The 19,094-nt window shown below is 54.1% G+C and carries 16 protein-coding genes; 7 read left to right on the top strand and 9 right to left on the bottom strand.

Features of this window, described 5'->3' with window-relative positions; all coding sequences use genetic code 11:
* The first annotated feature begins 2 nt into the window (after nucleotides 1-2).
* Together ACM615_RS20655 and ACM615_RS20650 are read left to right on the top strand one after the other, a co-directional pair.
* Entirely contained in the window at nucleotides 3-2,549 is a 2,547-nt protein-coding gene (locus tag ACM615_RS20655; protein WP_431012447.1) for a fimbria/pilus outer membrane usher protein, read from the top strand.
* Entirely contained in the window at nucleotides 2,546-3,514 is a 969-nt protein-coding gene (locus ACM615_RS20650; protein WP_431012446.1) for a Csu type fimbrial protein, read from the top strand. Before ACM615_RS20655 ends, ACM615_RS20650 begins: the two co-directional genes overlap by 4 nt.
* Nucleotides 3,515-3,571: 57 nt before the next feature.
* Here ACM615_RS20650 and ACM615_RS20645 read toward each other — a convergent pair whose 3' ends face one another.
* The 3 genes from ACM615_RS20645 to ACM615_RS20635 form a co-directional block, all read right to left on the bottom strand.
* Nucleotides 3,572-4,051: a cold shock domain-containing protein gene (locus ACM615_RS20645; RefSeq protein WP_113878123.1), complete on the bottom strand. Its 480-nt coding sequence runs from the start codon at nucleotides 4,049-4,051 to the stop codon at nucleotides 3,572-3,574.
* A gap of 108 nt (nucleotides 4,052-4,159) precedes the next feature.
* A complete protein-coding gene (alkB, locus tag ACM615_RS20640; protein ID WP_113878122.1) occupies nucleotides 4,160-4,813 on the bottom strand; it encodes a DNA oxidative demethylase AlkB in 654 nt (217 codons plus the stop codon).
* 52 nt (nucleotides 4,814-4,865) lie between these two features.
* Entirely contained in the window at nucleotides 4,866-5,786 is a 921-nt protein-coding gene (locus ACM615_RS20635; RefSeq protein ID WP_431012445.1) for a LysR substrate-binding domain-containing protein, read from the bottom strand.
* 92 nt (nucleotides 5,787-5,878) lie between these two features.
* Between ACM615_RS20635 and ACM615_RS20630 the strand changes: the two genes are divergently transcribed.
* The 3 genes from ACM615_RS20630 (at nucleotide 5,879) to ACM615_RS20620 (ending at nucleotide 8,161) form a co-directional block, all read left to right on the top strand.
* Nucleotides 5,879-6,679 (top strand): isocitrate lyase/PEP mutase family protein, encoded by an 801-nt coding sequence (locus ACM615_RS20630; RefSeq protein ID WP_132964901.1) that lies wholly within the window; start codon nucleotides 5,879-5,881, stop codon nucleotides 6,677-6,679.
* A 34-nt stretch (nucleotides 6,680-6,713) separates the two neighbouring features.
* The gene (locus ACM615_RS20625) at nucleotides 6,714-7,232 is read left to right on the top strand and encodes an AAA family ATPase (RefSeq protein ID WP_431012444.1); all 519 of its coding nucleotides are present in this window, start codon (nucleotides 6,714-6,716) and stop codon (nucleotides 7,230-7,232) included.
* A 110-nt stretch (nucleotides 7,233-7,342) separates the two neighbouring features.
* Nucleotides 7,343-8,161: a shikimate 5-dehydrogenase gene (locus ACM615_RS20620; RefSeq protein WP_112287768.1), complete on the top strand. Its 819-nt coding sequence runs from the start codon at nucleotides 7,343-7,345 to the stop codon at nucleotides 8,159-8,161.
* Between the two features lie 60 nt (nucleotides 8,162-8,221).
* Here ACM615_RS20620 and gudD read toward each other — a convergent pair whose 3' ends face one another.
* The 6 genes from gudD to dgt all read right to left on the bottom strand — a co-directional run bounded on the left by gudD (nucleotide 8,222) and on the right by dgt (nucleotide 17,069).
* Nucleotides 8,222-9,559: a glucarate dehydratase gene (gene gudD, locus ACM615_RS20615; RefSeq protein WP_431012443.1), complete on the bottom strand. Its 1,338-nt coding sequence runs from the start codon at nucleotides 9,557-9,559 to the stop codon at nucleotides 8,222-8,224.
* Between the two features lie 30 nt (nucleotides 9,560-9,589).
* Nucleotides 9,590-10,930 carry an enolase C-terminal domain-like protein gene (locus tag ACM615_RS20610; protein WP_431012442.1) on the bottom strand — a complete coding sequence of 447 codons (1,341 nt, stop codon included), beginning with the start codon at nucleotides 10,928-10,930 and terminating at the stop codon, nucleotides 9,590-9,592.
* Between the two features lie 13 nt (nucleotides 10,931-10,943).
* Nucleotides 10,944-12,287: an MFS transporter gene (locus ACM615_RS20605; RefSeq protein ID WP_120161111.1), complete on the bottom strand. Its 1,344-nt coding sequence runs from the start codon at nucleotides 12,285-12,287 to the stop codon at nucleotides 10,944-10,946.
* A gap of 226 nt (nucleotides 12,288-12,513) precedes the next feature.
* Nucleotides 12,514-13,674, bottom strand: a complete 1,161-nt coding sequence (locus ACM615_RS20600; protein WP_112287823.1) for a CdaR family transcriptional regulator — start codon at nucleotides 13,672-13,674, stop codon at nucleotides 12,514-12,516.
* Nucleotides 13,675-13,894: 220 nt separating this feature from the next.
* Nucleotides 13,895-15,346: a serine endoprotease DegP gene (gene degP / locus ACM615_RS20595; RefSeq protein ID WP_113876396.1), complete on the bottom strand. Its 1,452-nt coding sequence runs from the start codon at nucleotides 15,344-15,346 to the stop codon at nucleotides 13,895-13,897.
* 208 nt (nucleotides 15,347-15,554) lie between these two features.
* The gene (gene dgt / locus ACM615_RS20590; RefSeq protein ID WP_113876395.1) at nucleotides 15,555-17,069 is read right to left on the bottom strand and encodes a dGTPase; all 1,515 of its coding nucleotides are present in this window, start codon (nucleotides 17,067-17,069) and stop codon (nucleotides 15,555-15,557) included.
* 170 nt (nucleotides 17,070-17,239) lie between these two features.
* Between dgt and mtnN the strand changes: the two genes are divergently transcribed.
* The gene (gene mtnN, locus ACM615_RS20585; protein ID WP_129639757.1) at nucleotides 17,240-17,944 is read left to right on the top strand and encodes a 5'-methylthioadenosine/S-adenosylhomocysteine nucleosidase; all 705 of its coding nucleotides are present in this window, start codon (nucleotides 17,240-17,242) and stop codon (nucleotides 17,942-17,944) included.
* A 47-nt stretch (nucleotides 17,945-17,991) separates the two neighbouring features.
* Nucleotides 17,992-18,756 (top strand): vitamin B12 ABC transporter substrate-binding protein BtuF, encoded by a 765-nt coding sequence (btuF, locus tag ACM615_RS20580; protein WP_431012441.1) that lies wholly within the window; start codon nucleotides 17,992-17,994, stop codon nucleotides 18,754-18,756.
* Nucleotides 18,757-19,094: the final 338 nt, after the last annotated feature.

The raw sequence follows: 19,094 nt of genomic DNA, 5'->3' as shown, positions 1-19,094 counted from the left end.
GGATGCCAAAAAGACCGCTTCCCGGTGCAGGTTGTCAGCGTGTGCTGATTTTCCGGGGAAGCCTGTGCCTGTTGTATCTGAGCGCCTTCGGCGTGCAGGCACAGGAATATTCTTCACTGCCCGATGCCCCGCGAGCGGCACCGGTGGTGACCGACGCCATGTTTTATCTGTCGATTGTGGTCAACGGCCAGACAGATAATCAGGTGGTGCCGGTGACGTATCGCAATAATGCCTATTTCGTGGAAGCCGGTGTACTGGCAAAAAATCACATCCACATTAACGGTCAGCAGGGGCTGATCAATGTCGGCGAATTGCCGGACGTCAAAGCAAAATACGATTCGGCCACCCAGCAACTGGTGTTAACCGTGCCGGACGCCTGGCTGCCGAACCAGAAGGTCAGTGGTGATCCGCTGATGAATTACACGCCGTCGCAAAGCAGCACCGGCCTGCTGTTTAACTATGACTCGTATTACACCGACCCGCCCGGCGGTTCTAAATCTATCGCCACCTGGATGGAGCAACGGTTATTCAGCAGCCTCGGGTTGCTCACTAATACCGGCACTTACCGCTATAACATCGACGGTTCGGGCAATAACGAAAATGGCGGCAGCACCGCGCAGGACGGCTATCTGCGTTACGACACTTTCTGGCGCTTTACCGACGAGAAGAACCTGATCAGCTATCAGGTCGGGGATTTCGTCAGTGACTCCCTGACCTGGAGTAACTCGGCGCGCATGGGCGGTTTGCGTATCAGCCGCAACTTTGCCGTTCGCCCGGATCTGGTGACTTATCCGCTGTTGCAGTACAGCGGCACGGCAGCGGTACCGAGCACCGTTGACTTGTTCCTCAATGGCTACAAGGCCAGCAGTAATAACCTGAATTCCGGGCCGTTTACGCTGACCAACGTGCCGTATATCAACGGTGCCGGTGAAGCGACGATTGTCACCACCGATGCGGTCGGACGTCAGGTTTCCACCAGCGTGCCGTTCTACGTTTCTAACACCCTGCTGCGTAAAAACCTCAGTGATTTCGATTTCTCGCTCGGGGCGGTGCGCAATAATTATGGCGTCACTAACGGCGATTATTCGGATGCCGCATTTAGCGGTATTTATCGTTACGGGCTGAGCGATTATCTGACGCTGTCCGGTCATACCGAAATCGTACAAGGTCTGGCGCTGGGAGGATTAGGGGCAGATGTGGCAGTGGGAACCTGGGGAACGCTGAGCGTTTCCGGCAGCCAGAGTAAAGCCGACCATCCGCCGGTCAGCAGTGATAATCAGACAGTTACGCAGGATAATGACAACAACGGGCAGAGGCCGGGCATCCCGAATTCCAGCGGCGAAATCGACAATCCGCTCGGTGAGAATATCACTGACAAAAAGGATGGCAGCCAGTACACGCTGGGTTATTCCTACTATTCGACGGTGTTCAGCCTCTCGGCGCTGCGTTCAAAACGCACGGTGGGTTATCAGGATCTGACGTCTTACACCAGCGACACGCGATTAAGTCGTCAGGCGGATCAGGTGACGTTCAGTACCTCGCCGTTCGGGCCGTCGAACGGCACGATGGGCATCGGCTATTACGACGTCGAAGCCTATGACAATTCCCATACGCGCCTGGTGAATTTCTCCTACAGCCGCTCGCTGTGGGGACAAAGCAGCATGTTTTTATCTCTCAACAAAACGCTGGGCGACAGCGGCTATAGCGCGCAGCTGCAATTTATCATTCCGATTGGCACCAATATCAACATGAATGCCGGTGTGCAGCGTGACAACGCAGGCAATTATCAGGAGCAAATCGGCGCCAGCAAAGCCACGCCAACCGACGGCGGACTCGGCTGGAATCTGGCCTACAGCGGCGGCAACAATCCGTATCAGCAGGCTGATGCCACCTGGAAATCACGCTTCGCCACGATTCAGGGCGGCTTCTACGGCAATCAGGGCGATTACACCAACTGGGCTGACTTAAGCGGTTCAATCGTGTTTATGGCCAATGACTGGTTCCTTTCTGACAAGATTAATGACGCCTTTATCGTGGTCGATACCGACCATTACGCCGACGTTCCGGTACTTTTCGAGAATCAGAAAATGGGCAAAACCGACAAGAAAGGCCATCTGCTGATCCCGACCGTCAGCTCGTATTACCCGGCCAAAGTGGAAATCGATACCCTGCCGCTGCCCGCCGACGTGGTTGCGAATAACGTCAATGACCGCATCGCGGTGAAACAAGGCAGCGGCGTGGTGGTGAAATTCAGCGTGGAGAAAGTTCTGTCGGCCAATATCACCCTGCACGACGCTGCCGGACAACCGCTCAAGCTGGGCACACTGGTTACAGAGCAAAATACGCAGCAAACCACCATCACCGGTTACGACGGGCTGGTGTACTTCTCGCATCTGAAGGAAAACAACGTGCTGACTATCCAGCAGGAAGATCATTCAGTCTGTCGGGTCAGCTTCACGCTGGATCCTGATCGCCACAGCATAGAGCAGGTGGGGCCGCTGTCATGTCCGAGTGGCAAAACAGGCGCATCAGCAGGAGATAAATCATGAGAATGTTCAGGCAGTGGATACGTCAGGGATTGCTGCTGATGCTGTTGGCGGGCTTGTCATCGCAGGCTTTTGCCGGCTGTACCACGGCGGCCACCACCATCACGCTCGGTACCCAAAACTCGTTTGCGGTCAGCACTTCACCGCTGGTGACTTCTGGCAGCAGCGGCTTAAGCTGCACAGGCCCCTTACTGAGTATCGGCGGCACCAACACGATAACCGCGACCATTGGCGCCACACTTCATCCCAGCGGCACGCAGCCCCGCCTTTACAGCGCGGCAACCGGCCAGTATCTGCCTTACAACCTGTGTAAGGACAGCAGCTGCGGCACGGTCTATAACCAGGGCGATGTGATCAGCTGGAGCAGCACGACCGCACTGGGATTACTGGGATTGTTCTCCGGGCCGAATGGCACGTTACCGCTGTATGTGATGCCCAAAACCTTGTCCAATCTGGCGGCGGGTACCTACACCGATACCATCCCCATCGCCTGGACGTGGAACATCTGCTCGGTGGCCGTTGGCACGTTGTTGTGTATCGCCGATACCGGCAATGTCAGCGGTTCCGTCAACCTGACGCTTAACGTCACCAATTTTTGCTACATCGACAGCGCGCCGAACGTAGGTTTTGGCAGCGCTGCCCTGCCTTCCGGCCTGACTACGGTGGTTGCCAATACCATCAGCGTGCGTTGTACGCTGAACGCCAGTTATTCCGTTAATCTCACCAGCAGCGTAGCGGCATCCGGCCCGTACCGGCAGATGGCCTCCACCGTCGGCGGCACCACCAGTTATCTGCAATATCAGATATTTAAAGGCGACAGCACGGTGTGGACGGCGGCAACTAACAGCAGCGCGACCGGTACCGGCACATCACAATCGTTTCCGTATACGGCGTCCGTGAATTTGTCGCAAAGTAATCAGCCCGCCGGAAACTACAGCGATACGGTGACAGTAACCGTGACGTATTAACGAGGGAGTAAACAGAACCGGTGCAGCGAATGCGCACCGGTTTTGGAACAGAAAATCTTAAAGTGCTTTCAGCGTTTTGACGGTGGCATCCACATCAATTTCATCTTCCGTAAACACATAAGTGCTGTTCTGGAAGGTGGTGATCAGCAGCTTTTTCATGGTGCGCGTTTCTGCTTTCTTCTCTTCTTCCTGCGGGCGGATGCGGTTCATCAGCAGGCCCACGGACAGCACGGCGTTTTCTTTGTCGATCTTCGACTCTGCCGGTACTTCTTCGTTAAACGCCAGGAAGGACTTGATGCTGGTGATTTTGATGCGCTCACCGGCAATAAAGATGTATTTGCTCTCCGGCTCGACTTTCACCGCAAAGGCGGAAAGGCCTTTGTTATTGGTGGTCGGCTCGAAAGTGACTACAGCATCTTTTTTAATCAGCTCAGGGTTTGCAACTTTAATCACGTGGAAATAACGGTTATCGCCGTTTTCATCTTTGATAAAACCGAAACCTTTATCTTCAAACCAGGTTGTGATTACGCCGTTCATCGCTTACCGCCTAAGTAATTATCTATTCAACATGTCAGTTTTTGCAGGGCGGCAGTGTAAAGCAGAATGAGGATAAAGTCCTGTGCTTTACTGCCCGATGCCCTCACTTTATATCGCTTTTCGGAACGTCAGATTAAATCGGTAGGATCCGGTCAGCGGATGCTCGCCCGCTTTCAGCGGCAACACGCCATGATAACGCAGCCGCGACGGGCCGCCCCACACCACAATATCGCCATGCGTTAACTGCACGCGCTGTGTTTTATCGCTGCGCTCCATGCCGCCAAACTGAAAAACAGCCGGTAAACCCAGCGAGACAGAAACAATCGGCTGGCCGAAATCGTGCTCGTCTTTGTCCTGATGCAGGCTCATTTTGGCACCCGGCTGATAACGGTTGATGAGGCAGGCGTCCGGCTCAAATCCCGGGAATCCCGCCTGTTCTGCCGCTTTCACCGCCATAGCGCGAAACAGTTCCGGCATCGGCGGCCATTGCTGATGGCTTTCCGGCGACGTCGCCTGATAACGGTATCCGGCTTTATCTGTCACCCAGCCGACATCCCCGCAGTTGGTCATCGCCACCGACATCGCATAACCGCCGGGCGTCGCGCGATACTGAAAAGGTACCAGTCCGGCAATACGATCGATTTCCGCCAGCAACGCCACATCGTCTTCCAGCGCAGCACCGCGTAAAACTACCGCGCCGGGACACAAGTCTTCACGCCAGTTCGGGTGAAAATCCGGGTGATCGAAAAGATCCAAATTCATAACCGCCTCCGTTCATGCGTATCGGTTAAGTATAACGGATGTGGCCAGACAGTCATGGACGCTGCCAGCGCGCGGCCAAAAAGTCGAGCAGCGCCTTCGCCGCCGGACCGGTACGCCGGTTGGGTCGCACACAATAAACACCGGTTTCCCGCCCTGTCCATTGTGGCAATACCTGCACTAAATCCCCTGCGGCAATCGCCGCCGCCATGGTGACCGCGGAATGAAACGCGATACCTTGACCATCAATACACAGCCGACGCGCGGCATCGGCGTTATCCACTTTGACCGATCCTTTTGGCGCCAGTATTCGCTCTTCTCCATTCGACTCTCTGGCATTCGATCCTTCAGCATTCAAAAATAGCCGCCAGAGCACACCATCCTGACTGGCGGAAGAGACAATACACTCATGCTCGTGGAGATCTTCCGCGCTCAACGGCGTGCCGCGTTTTTCCAGATAAGCCGGAGCCGCCACCAGGATCCGCCGGTTATCCAGCATCTTGTGTGCAATCAGAGAAGAATCCTTCAGGCGACCAATCCGGAACGCCAGCATGATGCCTTCTGACACCAGATCAACGTAGTCATCGGTCAGACGCAGATCCAGCTGCACCTGTGGACAGGTCGCCAGAAACTCGCTCAGATAAGGCACGATATGGGTATGACCGAACGCCACCGGCGCGCTCACGACCAGCACGCCATAAGGCAGCGTCTGTTCATCACGCACCATTCCGGCAGCATTATTGAGCTGCAACAGCGCCTGATGGCATTCGGCGTAATAGCGTTTGCCGGTTTCCGTCAGCGACATCGCCCGCGTGGTGCGGTTCAGCAGCGTGGTGCTCAGTTCCTGTTCCAGCATTTTAATAAAACGACTGACAGAAGAAGGAGTAATGCCCAGCGCGCTGGCGGCACGGACAAAACTATGATGTTCAACCACCGCGACAAAGGTTTGTACCAGATGCAGGGACGGCGCGTTCATTATTGCTCTCAGCGAATGAATGAATGTTATTTCCGGCTATTATCAGGAAAATTAAGCATGATTAGAATGATTCTTTTTTGAGGAACCCTTCCATGAAAACGCCATCTGCCACCTTATTTCGTGAACTGCATCTGCAACAAACTCCGCTGAAATTACCCAATGCCTGGGACGCAGGCAGCGCGCGCCTGATTGAAAGTCTGGGGGCGACAGCCATTGCCACCACCAGCGCGGGCGTCGCCTGGTCACTGGGCTATCGAGATGGCAACTTGTTGCCCGTTGAGGAATATGTCGCACGCGCGGCATCGATTTCTCGGGTGATTTCAGTGCCGTTGTCTGCGGATATCGAAGGCGGTTACAGCGATATTCCGGCGACGGTGGCGCTAACCGTCTCACGATTTATGGATACGGGCGTGGTGGGTATCAATATTGAGGACGGCGCAGGCGATCCGCATGTGTTGTGCCGGAAAATTGAAGCCATCAGAACCGCCAGCGCCCGCTGCGGTGTAGATCTTTATATCAACGTGCGCACCGACGTTTACGCACGCAATTTGGTGCCTGCTGGCGAAAAAGCAGCGGAGGTCATCACGCGGGCTCAGGCTTACCGCGACGCCGGAGCCGACGGCATTTTTGTCATCGGGCTGGCGGAGGCAGAAGAAATACGCGCCATTGCTGACAGCACGGATCTGCTGCTCAATGTGGCGGTCTGGCCGGGACTGCCGCCGGTCAGCGAGCTTGCAGGCATTGGCGTACGCCGCCTGAGCGCCGGTTCCTGGTTGCCGCAAACGTTATGGGCGCACAACGCGCAGTTAGTCAGCGGGTTCCTGCAACACGACGAAATGACGCCTATGCTGGAAAATGCCGCGCCATATTCAGAAATTAATGCGATGTTTTAATGACTCAGATACCGCCTGAACCGGAGAGATATAAATGAATTCCACAACCAGCCCCGGCAATGTCACGCAACCGCGCCCGGCAGTTCTGCATATTCTATGCGGGAAAATAGCCTCGGGAAAATCCACCCTGTCCCAACATCTGGCCAGCGCGCCTTGCACCGTCGTGCTTAATGAAGACCAGTGGCTTGCTCATCTTTATCAGGATGAGATGCACTCTGTGGCGGATTATGTCCGCTGCTCGGCCAGACTCAGACAAGCCATTGCCCCGCATGTGATTTCACTGCTCAGGGCCGGTGTCTCGGTCGTGCTGGATTTTCCGGCTAATACGGTGTCGAACCGTCAGTGGATGATGAGTCTTATCACGGGATCGGGCGCAGACCATCAGCTGCATTATCTGAACGTACCGGAAGAAGTGTGTAAAGCCCGGCTGCGGGCGCGGAACCAGGCCGGAACACATCAGTTTAGCGTCACCGATGAGCAGTTTGAGCTGATATCCCGTCACTTTGTCGCACCGGAACCGGAAGAAGGTTTTCACGTGATCACACACGATTAAGCTTCCACCTCTGACCGTCCCGGAACAGGATTATTGTCGGGGCGTATCGTTTCAGCTAAGGTGCTCTGACAGGCCGCAAGGTCATAAAGAATATCTGAAAGGAGAACGAAATGAGTCGGGAAATCAATAAAGACACGCAGTTGTGTATGTCCCTTTCCGGTCGTCCGGGAAATTTCGGCACGCGTTTTCATAATTACCTCTATCAGGCGTTAGACCTGAATTTTGTCTACAAAGCTTTCTCTACCAAAGATATCGAAGCCGCGGTGAAAGGCGTCCGCGCACTGGGCATTCGTGGCTGTGCCGTGTCGATGCCGTTCAAGGAAGCCTGCATCCCTTTCCTCGATGAACTGGATCCTTCCGCCACCGCCATTCAGTCCGTGAATACCATCGTCAATGACGACGGCTTCCTGCGCGCGTACAACACCGACTATATTGCGGTCGCCAAATTGCTCGACAGCTATCAGGTACCACGCGATGCCGTTTTTGCCCTGCGCGGCAGCGGCGGTATGGGCAAAGCGGTGGTCGCGGCCATCCGTGATGCCGGATTCAAAAAGGGCTATATCATTGCCCGCAACGAAGCCAATGGTCGTGCGCTGGCAGAAGAATATGGCTATGAATGGAAAGCCGAAGTGGATGATTTACCGGTGGATATGGTGGTGAACGTCACGCCAATCGGTATGCCCGGCGCCGCAGAAGCAGATTCTCTGGCGTTTGAAAAGCAGGTCATCGACCGCGCCAGCACCGTTTTCGACGTGGTCGTCGCGCCGGGTGGAACACCGCTCATCCGCTATGGTCGCGAACAGGGTAAAAAAATCATTACCGGTGAGGAAGTCGCCGCATTACAAGCCGTCGAGCAGTTTGTGCTGTACACCGGCAAACGCCCGTCTGATGAGCTGATTGAAAAGGCAGCGGCGCACGCACGGGGCTGATTTCCCGTCAGAACGTGAAAAGCCTCTCATATGAGAGGCTTTTTTACAGGTGCATAAAGTTTAACGCACCAGACACGGCCTTTTTGGATCAAACTTCCAGTCAGGCACCAGGAACTGCATGCCCTGCGCATCGTCGCGCGCGCCGAGACCCATACCTTTGTAAAGCTCGTGCGCTTTCATCACCTGATCCATATCCAGCTCAACGCCCAGCCCCGGCTGTTCCGGCACGCGTACTTTACCGCCTTTGATCTGCAACGGTTCTTTGGTCAGGCGCTGATTGCCTTCCTGCCAGATCCAGTGCGTGTCGATAGCCGTGATTTTACCCGGCGCCGCAGCCGCAACCTGCGTGAACATTGCCAGCGAGATATCAAAGTGGTTATTGGAGTGCGAGCCCCAGGTCAGGCCCCATTCGTGGCACATCTGCGCCACACGCACGGAACCCTGCATGGTCCAGAAATGCGGATCCGCCAGCGGAATATCCACCGATTTCAGCTGAATGGTATGTCCCATCTGACGCCAGTCCGTGGCGATCATATTGGTGGCTGTCGGCAAACCGGTCGCCTGACGGAACTCCGCCATCACTTCACGCCCGGAGAACCCCTGCTCTGCCCCGCACGGATCTTCCGCATAGGCCAGCACGCCGCGCAGTTGTTTACCCAGCGCAATGGCTTCATTCAGCGACCAGGCCCCGTTGGGATCAAGCGTAATGCGCGCCTGCGGGAATCGCTGCGCCAGCGCCGTCACGGCTTCAGCTTCTTCGCTGCCCGCCAGCACACCGCCTTTGAGTTTGAAATCATTAAAGCCGTATTTCTCATACGCGGCTTCGGCCAGACGTACCACCGCCGCCGGTGTCAGCGCTTCTTCGTGGCGCAAACGGTACCAGTCGCAACTGTCACCCTGCTGGCTCTGGTAGCCCAGCGACGTCTTATTGCGGTCGCCAACGTAGAACAGATAACCGAGCATTTCGACTTCATCGCGCTGCTGTCCGTCGCCCAGCAAGGATGCGACGGTCACGCCAAGGTGCTTGCCGAGCAAGTCCAGCATAGCGGCTTCAATAGCCGTCACTACGTGGATAGTAGTACGCAAATCAAACGTCTGTAATCCGCGACCTGACGCATCGCGATCGGCGAATTTCTCCCGCACAGCGGTCATCACGTTCTTGTATTCGCCCAGCGTTTTGCCGATCACCAGCAGTGAGGAATCATCCAGCGTCTGGCGGATCTTCTCGCCACCCGGTACTTCGCCGACGCCGGTATTGCCGCTGCTGTCTTTGAGGATCAGAATATTACGGGTGAAAAATGGCGCGTGCGCACCGCTGAGATTGAGCAACATGCTGTCGTGTCCGGCAACCGGGATCACCTGCATGGAAACAATTTTTGGTGTAGATGAAGCACTCATACTCACTCCTTATTGATTCAGATTCCGTAATCAGCGGCCCATTGCCGGGCGCTTACGATCGAATGTCCAGCCGGGGATCAGGTACTGCATCGCAATGGCATCATTGCGCGCCCCGAACGGCAGTTTTTTATACAGTTCATGCGCGCGACGGATCTGATCCATGTCGATCTCCACACCCAGTCCCGGCTTTTCAGGTACTTTGATTTTTCCGTTCACAATTTGCAGCGGCTCTTTGGTCAGGCGCTGATTGCCTTCCTGCCAGATCCAGTGCGTATCAATGGCCGTCGGTTTGCCCGGTACGGCCGCGCCAACATGGGTAAACATCGCCAGCGAAATATCGAAATGATTATTCGAATGGCAGCCCCACGTCAGGCCCCATTCGTCACAAAGCTGCGCCACGCGCACCGCGCCGTGCATAGTCCAGAAATGCGGATCCGCCAGCGGAATATCCACCGACTGCAACATCACCGCGTGCTGCATCTCGCGCCAGTTGGTGGCGATCATGTTGGTCGCAACGGGCAGGCCTGTCGCACGGCGGAATTCAGCCATCACTTCACGGCCTGAAAAACCCTGCTCTGCGCCGCACGGATCTTCGGCATAACTGAGGATCCCGTGCAGGTCTTTGCACAGATCGATCGCCTCATCCAGCAGCCACGCCCCGTTCGGGTCGACGGTAATTCGTGCATCCGGGAAACGTTTTGCCAGCGCTTTCACCACGTCGATCTCCTGCTCCCCCGGCAGCACGCCACCTTTGAGTTTGAAATCTTTAAAACCGTAGCGGTCCTGCGCGGCTTCCGCCAGTCGTACCACGGCCTCGCTGTTCATCGCTTCCTGATGGCGCAGGTGATACCAGTCGTGAACGCCTCGCGCGCCTTCCTGATACGCCAGATCGGTTTTGTTCCGGTCACCGATGTAGAACAGGTAACCGAGCACCGTCACTTCATCACGCTGTTTGCCCGGCCCGAGCAGTTCACACACCGGCACGCCGAGGAATTTACCCATCAGATCCAGCAACGCGGCTTCCAGCGCGGCGACCGCGTTAACCCGCAGTTCAAAGGTCCATGCGCCTTTGCCAAAGGAATCAAAATCCGACGACTGATTGCCGACATGGATCTGATGCACAAGCCGGTTCATGCGCGCCACTTCCTGGCCTTTCACCTGAGGAATGGCTTCCACCAGCGTGTTGTAAATGACTTCTCCGCCCGGCGCTTCACCCACGCCGGTATTCCCGGCGCTGTCTTTGAGGATCACGATATTGCGGGTGAAGTAAGCGCCGTGCGCGCCGCCAATATTCATCAGCATACTGTCGTGGCCTGCCACCGGAATAACCTGCATGTCAGTGATAACCGGTGAGGATTGTGTATTCATCATGGTTTCCTTTGACTCAGAAGGCACGTAACTGAATACGTTCGATTTTTCCGACGATAAACACATAGCTGACAACCGCCAGCAACGCGTGGATCCCGACATAAATCAGCGCACCGTTGAATGACCCTGTGCTGCCAATAATGTAGCCGATGGCAATCGGGGTGATGATGCCGGAGACGTTACCGAACATGTTGAACAAGCCCCCGCTCAGCCCGCTGATCTCTTTCGGTGCGGTGTCGGCCATCACAGCCCAGCCCAATGCGCCCAGCCCTTTGCCGAAGAAGGCGAAGGCCATAATGCCGACTACCATCCATTCGGTATCGACGTAGTTGCAGAAAATCATCGACATCGACAGCAGCATGCCGACCACGATCGGCGCTTTGCGGGACAGCGTAAGGTTGTTGGTTCTGCGCATCAGCCAGTCAGAAATGATCCCGCCCAGTACGCCGCCGAGGAATCCGCAAATCGCAGGCACCGAGGCCACCATGCCCGCTTTGAGGATCGACATGCCGCGCGCCTGTACCAGATACACCGGGAACCAGGTGATGAAGAAGTAGGTCAGCGCATTGATGCAGTACTGGCCGATGTAGATGCCAATCATCATGCGGGATTTCAGTAATTGCTTAAGCTGGAAGGCTTTTTCACCTTTAACAGCCGCTTTCCTGGTGGTCTTCTGATCCATATTGATCAGCGCGCCACCGGCTTCCATGTAATCAAGTTCCGCCTGATTCACACCCGGATGATCTTTCGGATCGTGGATCACTTTCAGCCAGATGAAACTCAGGATGATCCCGAGTCCGCCCATGAAGAAGAAGACGTGTGACCAGCCCACTTCGTGGGTCAGCCAGCCCATGATCGGGGCGAAAATCACGGTCGCAAAATACTGCGCAGAGTTAAAAATGGAGACGGCGGTCCCGCGTTCCTGAGCCGGGAACCAGGCGGCGACGATCCGGCTGTTGCCGGGGAAAGAAGGTGCTTCTGCCAGCCCGACCAGGAAGCGTAATGCGAAGAGAGAAACCACAATGCCAAAGCCGCTGAATATATCGACGAAGCCCTGCAGCAGGGTAAACAGAGACCAGATAAAAATACTGTAGAAATAAACTTTTTTGGAGCCGAATTTATCCAGCAACCAGCCGCCGGGTATTTGTCCGATAACATAGGCCCATGAAAATGCCGAGAAAATATAGCCCATCCCGACAGAATCCAGCCCGATATCTTTGGCCATCGCCGAACCGGCAATGGATAACGTGGCACGGTCGCCATAATTAAATGAGGTGACAATAAATAACATCACCACTATCCAGTAGCGCGCGTTAGTTCTTTTTTTGACGGCACTGGCTGCTGAAACGGTAGTTTCCATGGTGTTCTCCGGAATTAATGACAACGCCTCTAAACAGAGATAAAAGTCATTCCAGTCACAGAACTGTAGGGTTCAGAGAGGAAGGAACGCAGCCAGTATATGAACAACATTCCTTTTACTCATTGGGCAATACAACAGGCTTGAATCGCGCTTTGCATTTATCCTGAGGCAAATGCCCAGCGCGGTGCGAGTTGTTTCACAAAAAATGAAACAGCTGTGATGGCTGTCACAACTGATCGTTATCTAATTGCAGCGCGACATACAGCAATAAACGATCGTCGAAATTACCCAGATCCAGACCGGTTAATTCCGAGATACGGTTAAGCCGATATTCCAGCGTATTGCGATGGATATATAACGCTTTGGAGGTGGCAGTCGGCTGCACATTATTATGGAACCAGGATGTCAGCGTGCGGCGCAGTAATCCGTTGCCGTCCGTTGCTTTCAGCCGTGCCAGCGGACGAACCAGCTCGTCGGCCTGCCAGCCACCGCGCAAACTGTCGAGCAGTACGGGCAGGATCAAATCCTGATAGAAGTAACAGCGCTGTTCGGGCATCCTCTGCTTGCCGACAGTCATGGTGGTGCGCGCGGTCCGGTAGGAACGGGCAATGCTGCCGGGACCGGTGAAAAAGTTGCCCAGCGATATGCGTACACGCAGGCGGCCAGTTTCCGTCATGCGGGAAAGCAGGTGATCGATACGCTGGCGGTGTCCGTCCGCATCCCAGCGATCGTAGCTGTTCAGAGCCGGTTTCAGCACCACCATTTCGGTGAGGGAAACAATGGCGATCAGGTTGTCGCGCTCCGGCGTGGTGAGCAATGTTTGCAGCTGTTGCAGCTCAGCCATGGCGGAATCGACGCCGAGCTGTCCGCTGTCAACTTCAACCACGGCCGCCACGCGCGGACGGTTCAGGTCAATGCCCAGACGCTGCGCCCATTCCATCAGCGCCGGAGACAGCTCGTCCACGCGGATAAGATTGAGCACCAGTTCTTCACGCAGACGGCTGTCCTGCGCCAGCATGTGCAGTAAACGCGCCTGCTCGAGCATCATTTCGGCGGTCATACACACCAGTTCGCCATATTGCCGTAGCTGGGAAGGATTACCGGTCAGGCCGATCACGCCGACGATCTGCCCGTCAATACGCAACGGCAGGTTGATCCCCGGACGCACACCGTGCAAATGCCTGGCGACGCCTTCATCAATATCGACAATACGTTCCTGTGAAATTGCCAGCAATGCGCCTTCGTGCAATTCACCAAGACGCTGATCGTCGCCACTGCCGATTATTCTTCCGCGGCCATCCATGACATTCACATTACTATCAATAATTTGCATGGTGCGGGCAACAATCTGTTGCGCCAGCTTTGCATCGAGATGATACGCCGACATGGATCCCCTGCCTTGGCTTATTGTTTTTTGTTCAGAGAGCATACCCAGCGCGTTGCTGCCATACATTATGCAAATGCCCAAAGAGCAGAAGCACCTGTTGAAGTTGCGGCGAAAGTCACATTTTTAAGCAAATGCCCAACTGACACAAAGCATTGGCATAAAATACGGGCATAAAAAAGGCACGCCGGAGCGTGCCTTACACAAGAGCCGTGCTGACGAATTACTGTGCCAGCAGGTAAATCGAGGTGTCACCACGCTGAATGTCCAGCGCCAGAACATTTGGTTTGGTGTCGAGAATTTTACGCAGTTCCCCCAGATTGGTGACTTTCTGCTGGTTCACACCCAGGATCACGTCGCCTTTTTTCAGGCCGATGCGTGCTGCGGTAGAACCGGCTTTCACTTCATCGACTTTCACGCCTTTCTGATCACCTGCTGAACCGTTGCTGAGTTCAGCACCTTCGATGCCGGTGTAAATGTTGCCGGATTCGACTTTAGGCGTCTGCGTGCTTTGTTCAATGGTGACATCCACATTCATCGGTTTGCCTTCGCGCAGCAGACCCAGCGTGACTTTTGTACCAATTGGCATGGTGCCGATATCAGCACGGAACGAAGCGAAGCTGCTGATTGGCTTGCCATTCATGCTCAGGATCACGTCACCGGCTTTGATGCCCGCTTTCTCTGCCGCAGATTTCGGCATGACCTGGCTGATGAATGCGCCGCGCTGTGCGTCGACTTTCATGGCTTTCGCCAGTTCAGAGTTTAGCTCGGTACCCATGATGCCCAGTTCGCCACGTTTCACCTGACCGAACTCAATCATCTGTTTGGACAGGTTTTTCACCATGTTACTTGGGATCGCAAAACCGATACCGATGTTGCCGCCGTCCGGAGCCAGGATCGCGGTATTCAAACCGATCAGCTCACCGTTCAGGTTCACCAGCGCACCGCCGGAGTTACCGCGGTTGATCGCCGCATCCGTCTGGATGAAGTTTTCGTAGTTTTCGATATTCAGGCCGGAACGTCCCAGTGCAGAAACGATACCGGAAGTCACGGTTTCGCCCAGACCATACGGGTTACCGATAGCCACGGTGTAATCACCGACGCGCAGTTGCTCGGAATCGGCCATTTTAATGGCTGTCAGGTTTTTCGCGTTTTGCAGCTGGATAACCGCGATGTCTGAACGCGGATCTTTACCGATCACTTTCGCGTCGAATTTACGGCCATCGTTCAGCTGAACGCTGATTTTTGTCGCATTATCAACTACATGATTGTTGGTAACCACATAACCTTTATCGGCATCAATGATGACGCCGGAACCCAGCGCGCGGAAATCTTCTTTCTGCTCAGGTGCTGGCTGACCATCCGGTCCCTGGCCGCCGCCCTGACAAACCGGTGAGCCCTGGAACGGAGAACCGTCCTGGCACAGCGGCGAGTTCTGACCAAAGAACTGCTGGAACTGCTGGCCCATGCGCGGTGTTTTTACCGGCGCACTGCCTTCCACGTTAACACTCACCACGGATGGCATCACTTTCTCAAGCATCGGCGCCAGGCTTGGCAGCTGTGTAGAGCTGGCGGACGAAGACGCTGTTTCAGCAGCCAGTGCAGAAGAAACCGGGGCCATTGCCATACCGATACTTAACGCTAATGCGCTGAGGAATAAACTCGATTTTTTCATTTTTCAGGATCTCTTAAAATTATTGTGGCAACCAAAATAGTCGCTTTGCTTGGTAGTCGTGATACTGAGATGGTATTAATAGCGTGAAGTTCATCAGGGTCGATCTGACAATGGTAAAAAATTATTGTCAGTATTTACAAATGGCGTTTTTTCAGACAGTTCCGTAAAGAAAATTAAAGAGAATTCAACTTGTCTTTTTAAAAACAAATTACTCAGCCGCCATGAGTCTTCTGTATTCATCATACGCATAAAGGTCAGTCATTCCGCTGATATAATCCTGAATCATTCTCGCCCGGTAATAAAACTCCTGCGCCGCATGGTTTGCGACCGGTAATCCTTCCAGCGCCGTCACGGCATTGTTGTAAGCCAGACGATGCTTGGCAGAGATCTTATGCAGCAGACGGGTTTCTATAGGATATTTCCTGTGTGTATCTTCCTGAACCAGCTGCGAAAAATCCGAAAGCGGCATGTCCAGCAGCGGGCTGTAAATATCCAGTAGTCCGCTGATCACCCGATAGCCCTGCAATTCCAGCTCTTCAACTTCGTGATGATTGAAAACCTGTTTGAAAGCCACGCTTTTATAAATCTCTAACAAACGATTAGCCTGACTGTCATCTTCGAGCAGGGCATGATTAAACGTGCCCTGGTAAATATCTTCTATATTATCAATGAAGCGGCGTGCAGCGTGCGGGACAAGTTGTTTAACAGTCTGAACACGCAATTCCATAAAGAAGTAATCGACCGGATTACGGAACGTTTTGGCTTTATCCATTTTCTCGTAAGCGGTGCGAACCACTTTATCGAAGAAGTCATTTTTCTCAATCTCGCCCCATTCGCGACACAGATAATGATAGAGCTGATCGACGCTAAAAATGTTTTTTTCGACCGCATCTTCGAGATCCGCAATACAGTAAGAAATATCATCCGCCGCTTCCATAATGTAGGTGAGCGGAAAACGATTGAACTCCCCCAGACTCAGTTCACTGCGCAACTCTTTAATGAAAGGCTCTTCTGCCAGATAAAAACCCGGTTTTTTCATCAGGTAATCATGCGAAGGCAGTTTTGTCATTGAATACGCCGGACGGGTATATTTCAAAATGCAGGCGGTCTGGCTGTAAGTCAGATTGAGTTTGAGCAGGGTAAATACCAGCCGGATGGCCTGCGCGTTGCCTTCAAAATTAGACAGATCGTAGCGGATTTTGCTGCGCAACTGATTGAGTTCAACGTCCCCGGACGTCAGGCGTAAACAGGCCACCAGACAGGAATCCGTTTCCTGCGGCGTTTCGCCACAACTGCCGGTATCCATCCTTTTGGCAAACCAGTTATTAATCGCCGACTCACCAAAATGTCCGAACGGGGGATTGCCAATATCGTGCATCAGGCAGGCCATTTCGACCACGCTTTCGAAAGGATCGGTGACATCGTCAAGGCCATATGCCTCGAGCTTTCCCTGACGCCGCAGACGGTGCAGCACTTCTTTGGCGATATGACGGCCAACCTGCTGAACTTCAAGAGAATGGGTCAGACGACTGCGGACGGCGGCGTTTTTCTCCAGCGGAAAAACCTGCGTTTTTTGCTGCAAACGGCGGATGGCGGCGGAGTTGATAATACGCCCGCGATCACTTTCAAACTGGCGAACCACGTCGTACGCATCACGCGCCTCAATCGGGGCGCTGAAAGGACGCTGAAAATTGAATTTCGCTTTAAAATCGATCCCGGACATGATTTCCCACCTTTTCAGCCACTCGCGCGTCAAACCGACACCAGGACAGCATCCCAAACGCATTATCTCTTGTCATTAGCCATGATAGACTATCGGCCATTGTTTTCGTGATTAAACCGTCAATTCCGCACAAGCTGCGGCTTATTCCAACCACATCTGCGAGTATTTATATGAAAGTAGGCATCATCGGTGCAATGGAGCAGGAAGTCACCCTGCTGCGCGACAAAATCATCAATCGTCAGACTATCGAACGCGCGGGCTGCGAAATCTACACCGGTCAGCTGCACGGCGTAGACGTGGCGCTGCTGAAATCTGGCATCGGTAAAGTGTCTGCGGCGATGGGCACCACGCTGTTGCTGGAACATTGCCGTCCTGATGTGGTGATTAACACCGGTTCCGCGGGTGGTCTGGCAAAAACGCTGAAAGTGGGCGATATCGTGGTATCTGATGAAGTGCGTTATCACGATGCTGACGTCACCGCGTTTGGTTATGAACCAGGCCAGATGGCCGGTTGCCCTGCGGCATTCACTGCGGATCCGGAACTGATTACGCTGGCTGAAAACTGCATCCGTGAACTGAATTTAAACGCCGTCCGCGGTCTGGTGTGCAGCGGTGACGCATTCATTAATGGTGCTGCGCCTCTGGCCCGTATCCGCGCCACCTTCCCGCAGGTAGCGGCAGTGGAAATGGAAGCGGCGGCTATCGGTCACGTGTGCCATCTGTTTGAAACGCCGTTCGTGGTCGTTCGCGCCATTTCTGACGTGGCAGACGGTGAATCGCACCTGAGCTTTGAAGAGTTCCTGGTCGTTGCAGCACAGCAATCTACCCTGATGGTTGATGCGATGCTGAAAGCGCTGGCAGCGTCAGAAGAGTGATTGTTCGCGGGTTTTGTCTGGCACTGTGCTGCCTGTGGCTGCCTCTGATGGCCACAGCAGCACCGGCGCAACGGGTGGTCAGTCTGGCGCCCAATCTGACAGAACTGGCGTACGCGGCGGGTCTCGGTGGTCAGTTAGTCGGAGTTAGTGCTTACTCCGATTATCCGCCGCAGGCCAGCAAGCTGGAACAGGTGGCGAACTGGCAGGGGATCAACGTCGAACGCATTCTGACGCTGAAACCCGATCTGGTGCTCGCCTGGCGCGGCGGAAATCCTCAGCGTCCGCTGGATCAGCTGACGTCTCTTGGCATCAAAGTGCTTTATCTTGACCCGCAGAATGCGGATCAGGTGGCGCAGGCGCTGGAACAACTCGCCTCCTACAGCCCTTCTCCTGCCACCGCGCAAAACGCCGCAAAAACATTTCGCCAGCAATGGCTGGCACTTAAGCAGAAGTATCACCGGCAAACACCGGTTCCGGCGTTCATCCAGTTCGGCACGCAGCCCCTGTTTACGGCTTCTGCCGCCACGATGCAAAGCGAAGTGCTGGATGTCTGCGGAGCAAAAAACATTTTTGCCGACAGCCGTGTTCCCTGGCCGCAGGTCAGCCGGGAGCAGGTTTTAACCCATCGGCCACAGGTTATTGTTATTTCTGGCGGAAAATCGCAAAAACAGGTTATTGAGGATTACTGGCATTCGCTGCTTAAAGCGCAGGTCATTGCGCTGGATGCGGACTGGTTCAGCCGTGCGGGACCGCGGATTTTGCTGGCAGCACAACAGCTGTGTCCCCAGCTGGCAGCTCTGCCTGAAAGGTAAATGCTTACTAACAAAAAGTGCCACGGGTTCTCTTCCCTCTCTGTCGCACTTTTCTGAATTGTTCCTTTATTAACCAAAATCAATAATTCAGTGCTGTCATCTGGTAACATGTCCGGCGTAAAATCTTCGCTGCAATGCCGTTCCCCGCTTTGTTATTATCTCTTTGTTATACAACGTTGTTATACGACGAAATATAAAAAGTCTGATGTGTGCGTAAAAAAGAAACGTCAGAGAAAAGCGTGATTTCCATCCGGAACATAAGAAATCCGGATTAAAGGCTTCGAAAAATTTACCGATAACTTTTTCAGCCTGGGCTGAATTTTTATTACACCAGCAGG

This window comes from Rahnella sp. PAMC25617, assembly GCF_050606005.1.
Taxonomy (GTDB): domain Bacteria; phylum Pseudomonadota; class Gammaproteobacteria; order Enterobacterales; family Enterobacteriaceae; genus Rahnella; species Rahnella variigena.
This window is presented reverse-complemented; position numbering and strand designations above follow the sequence as displayed.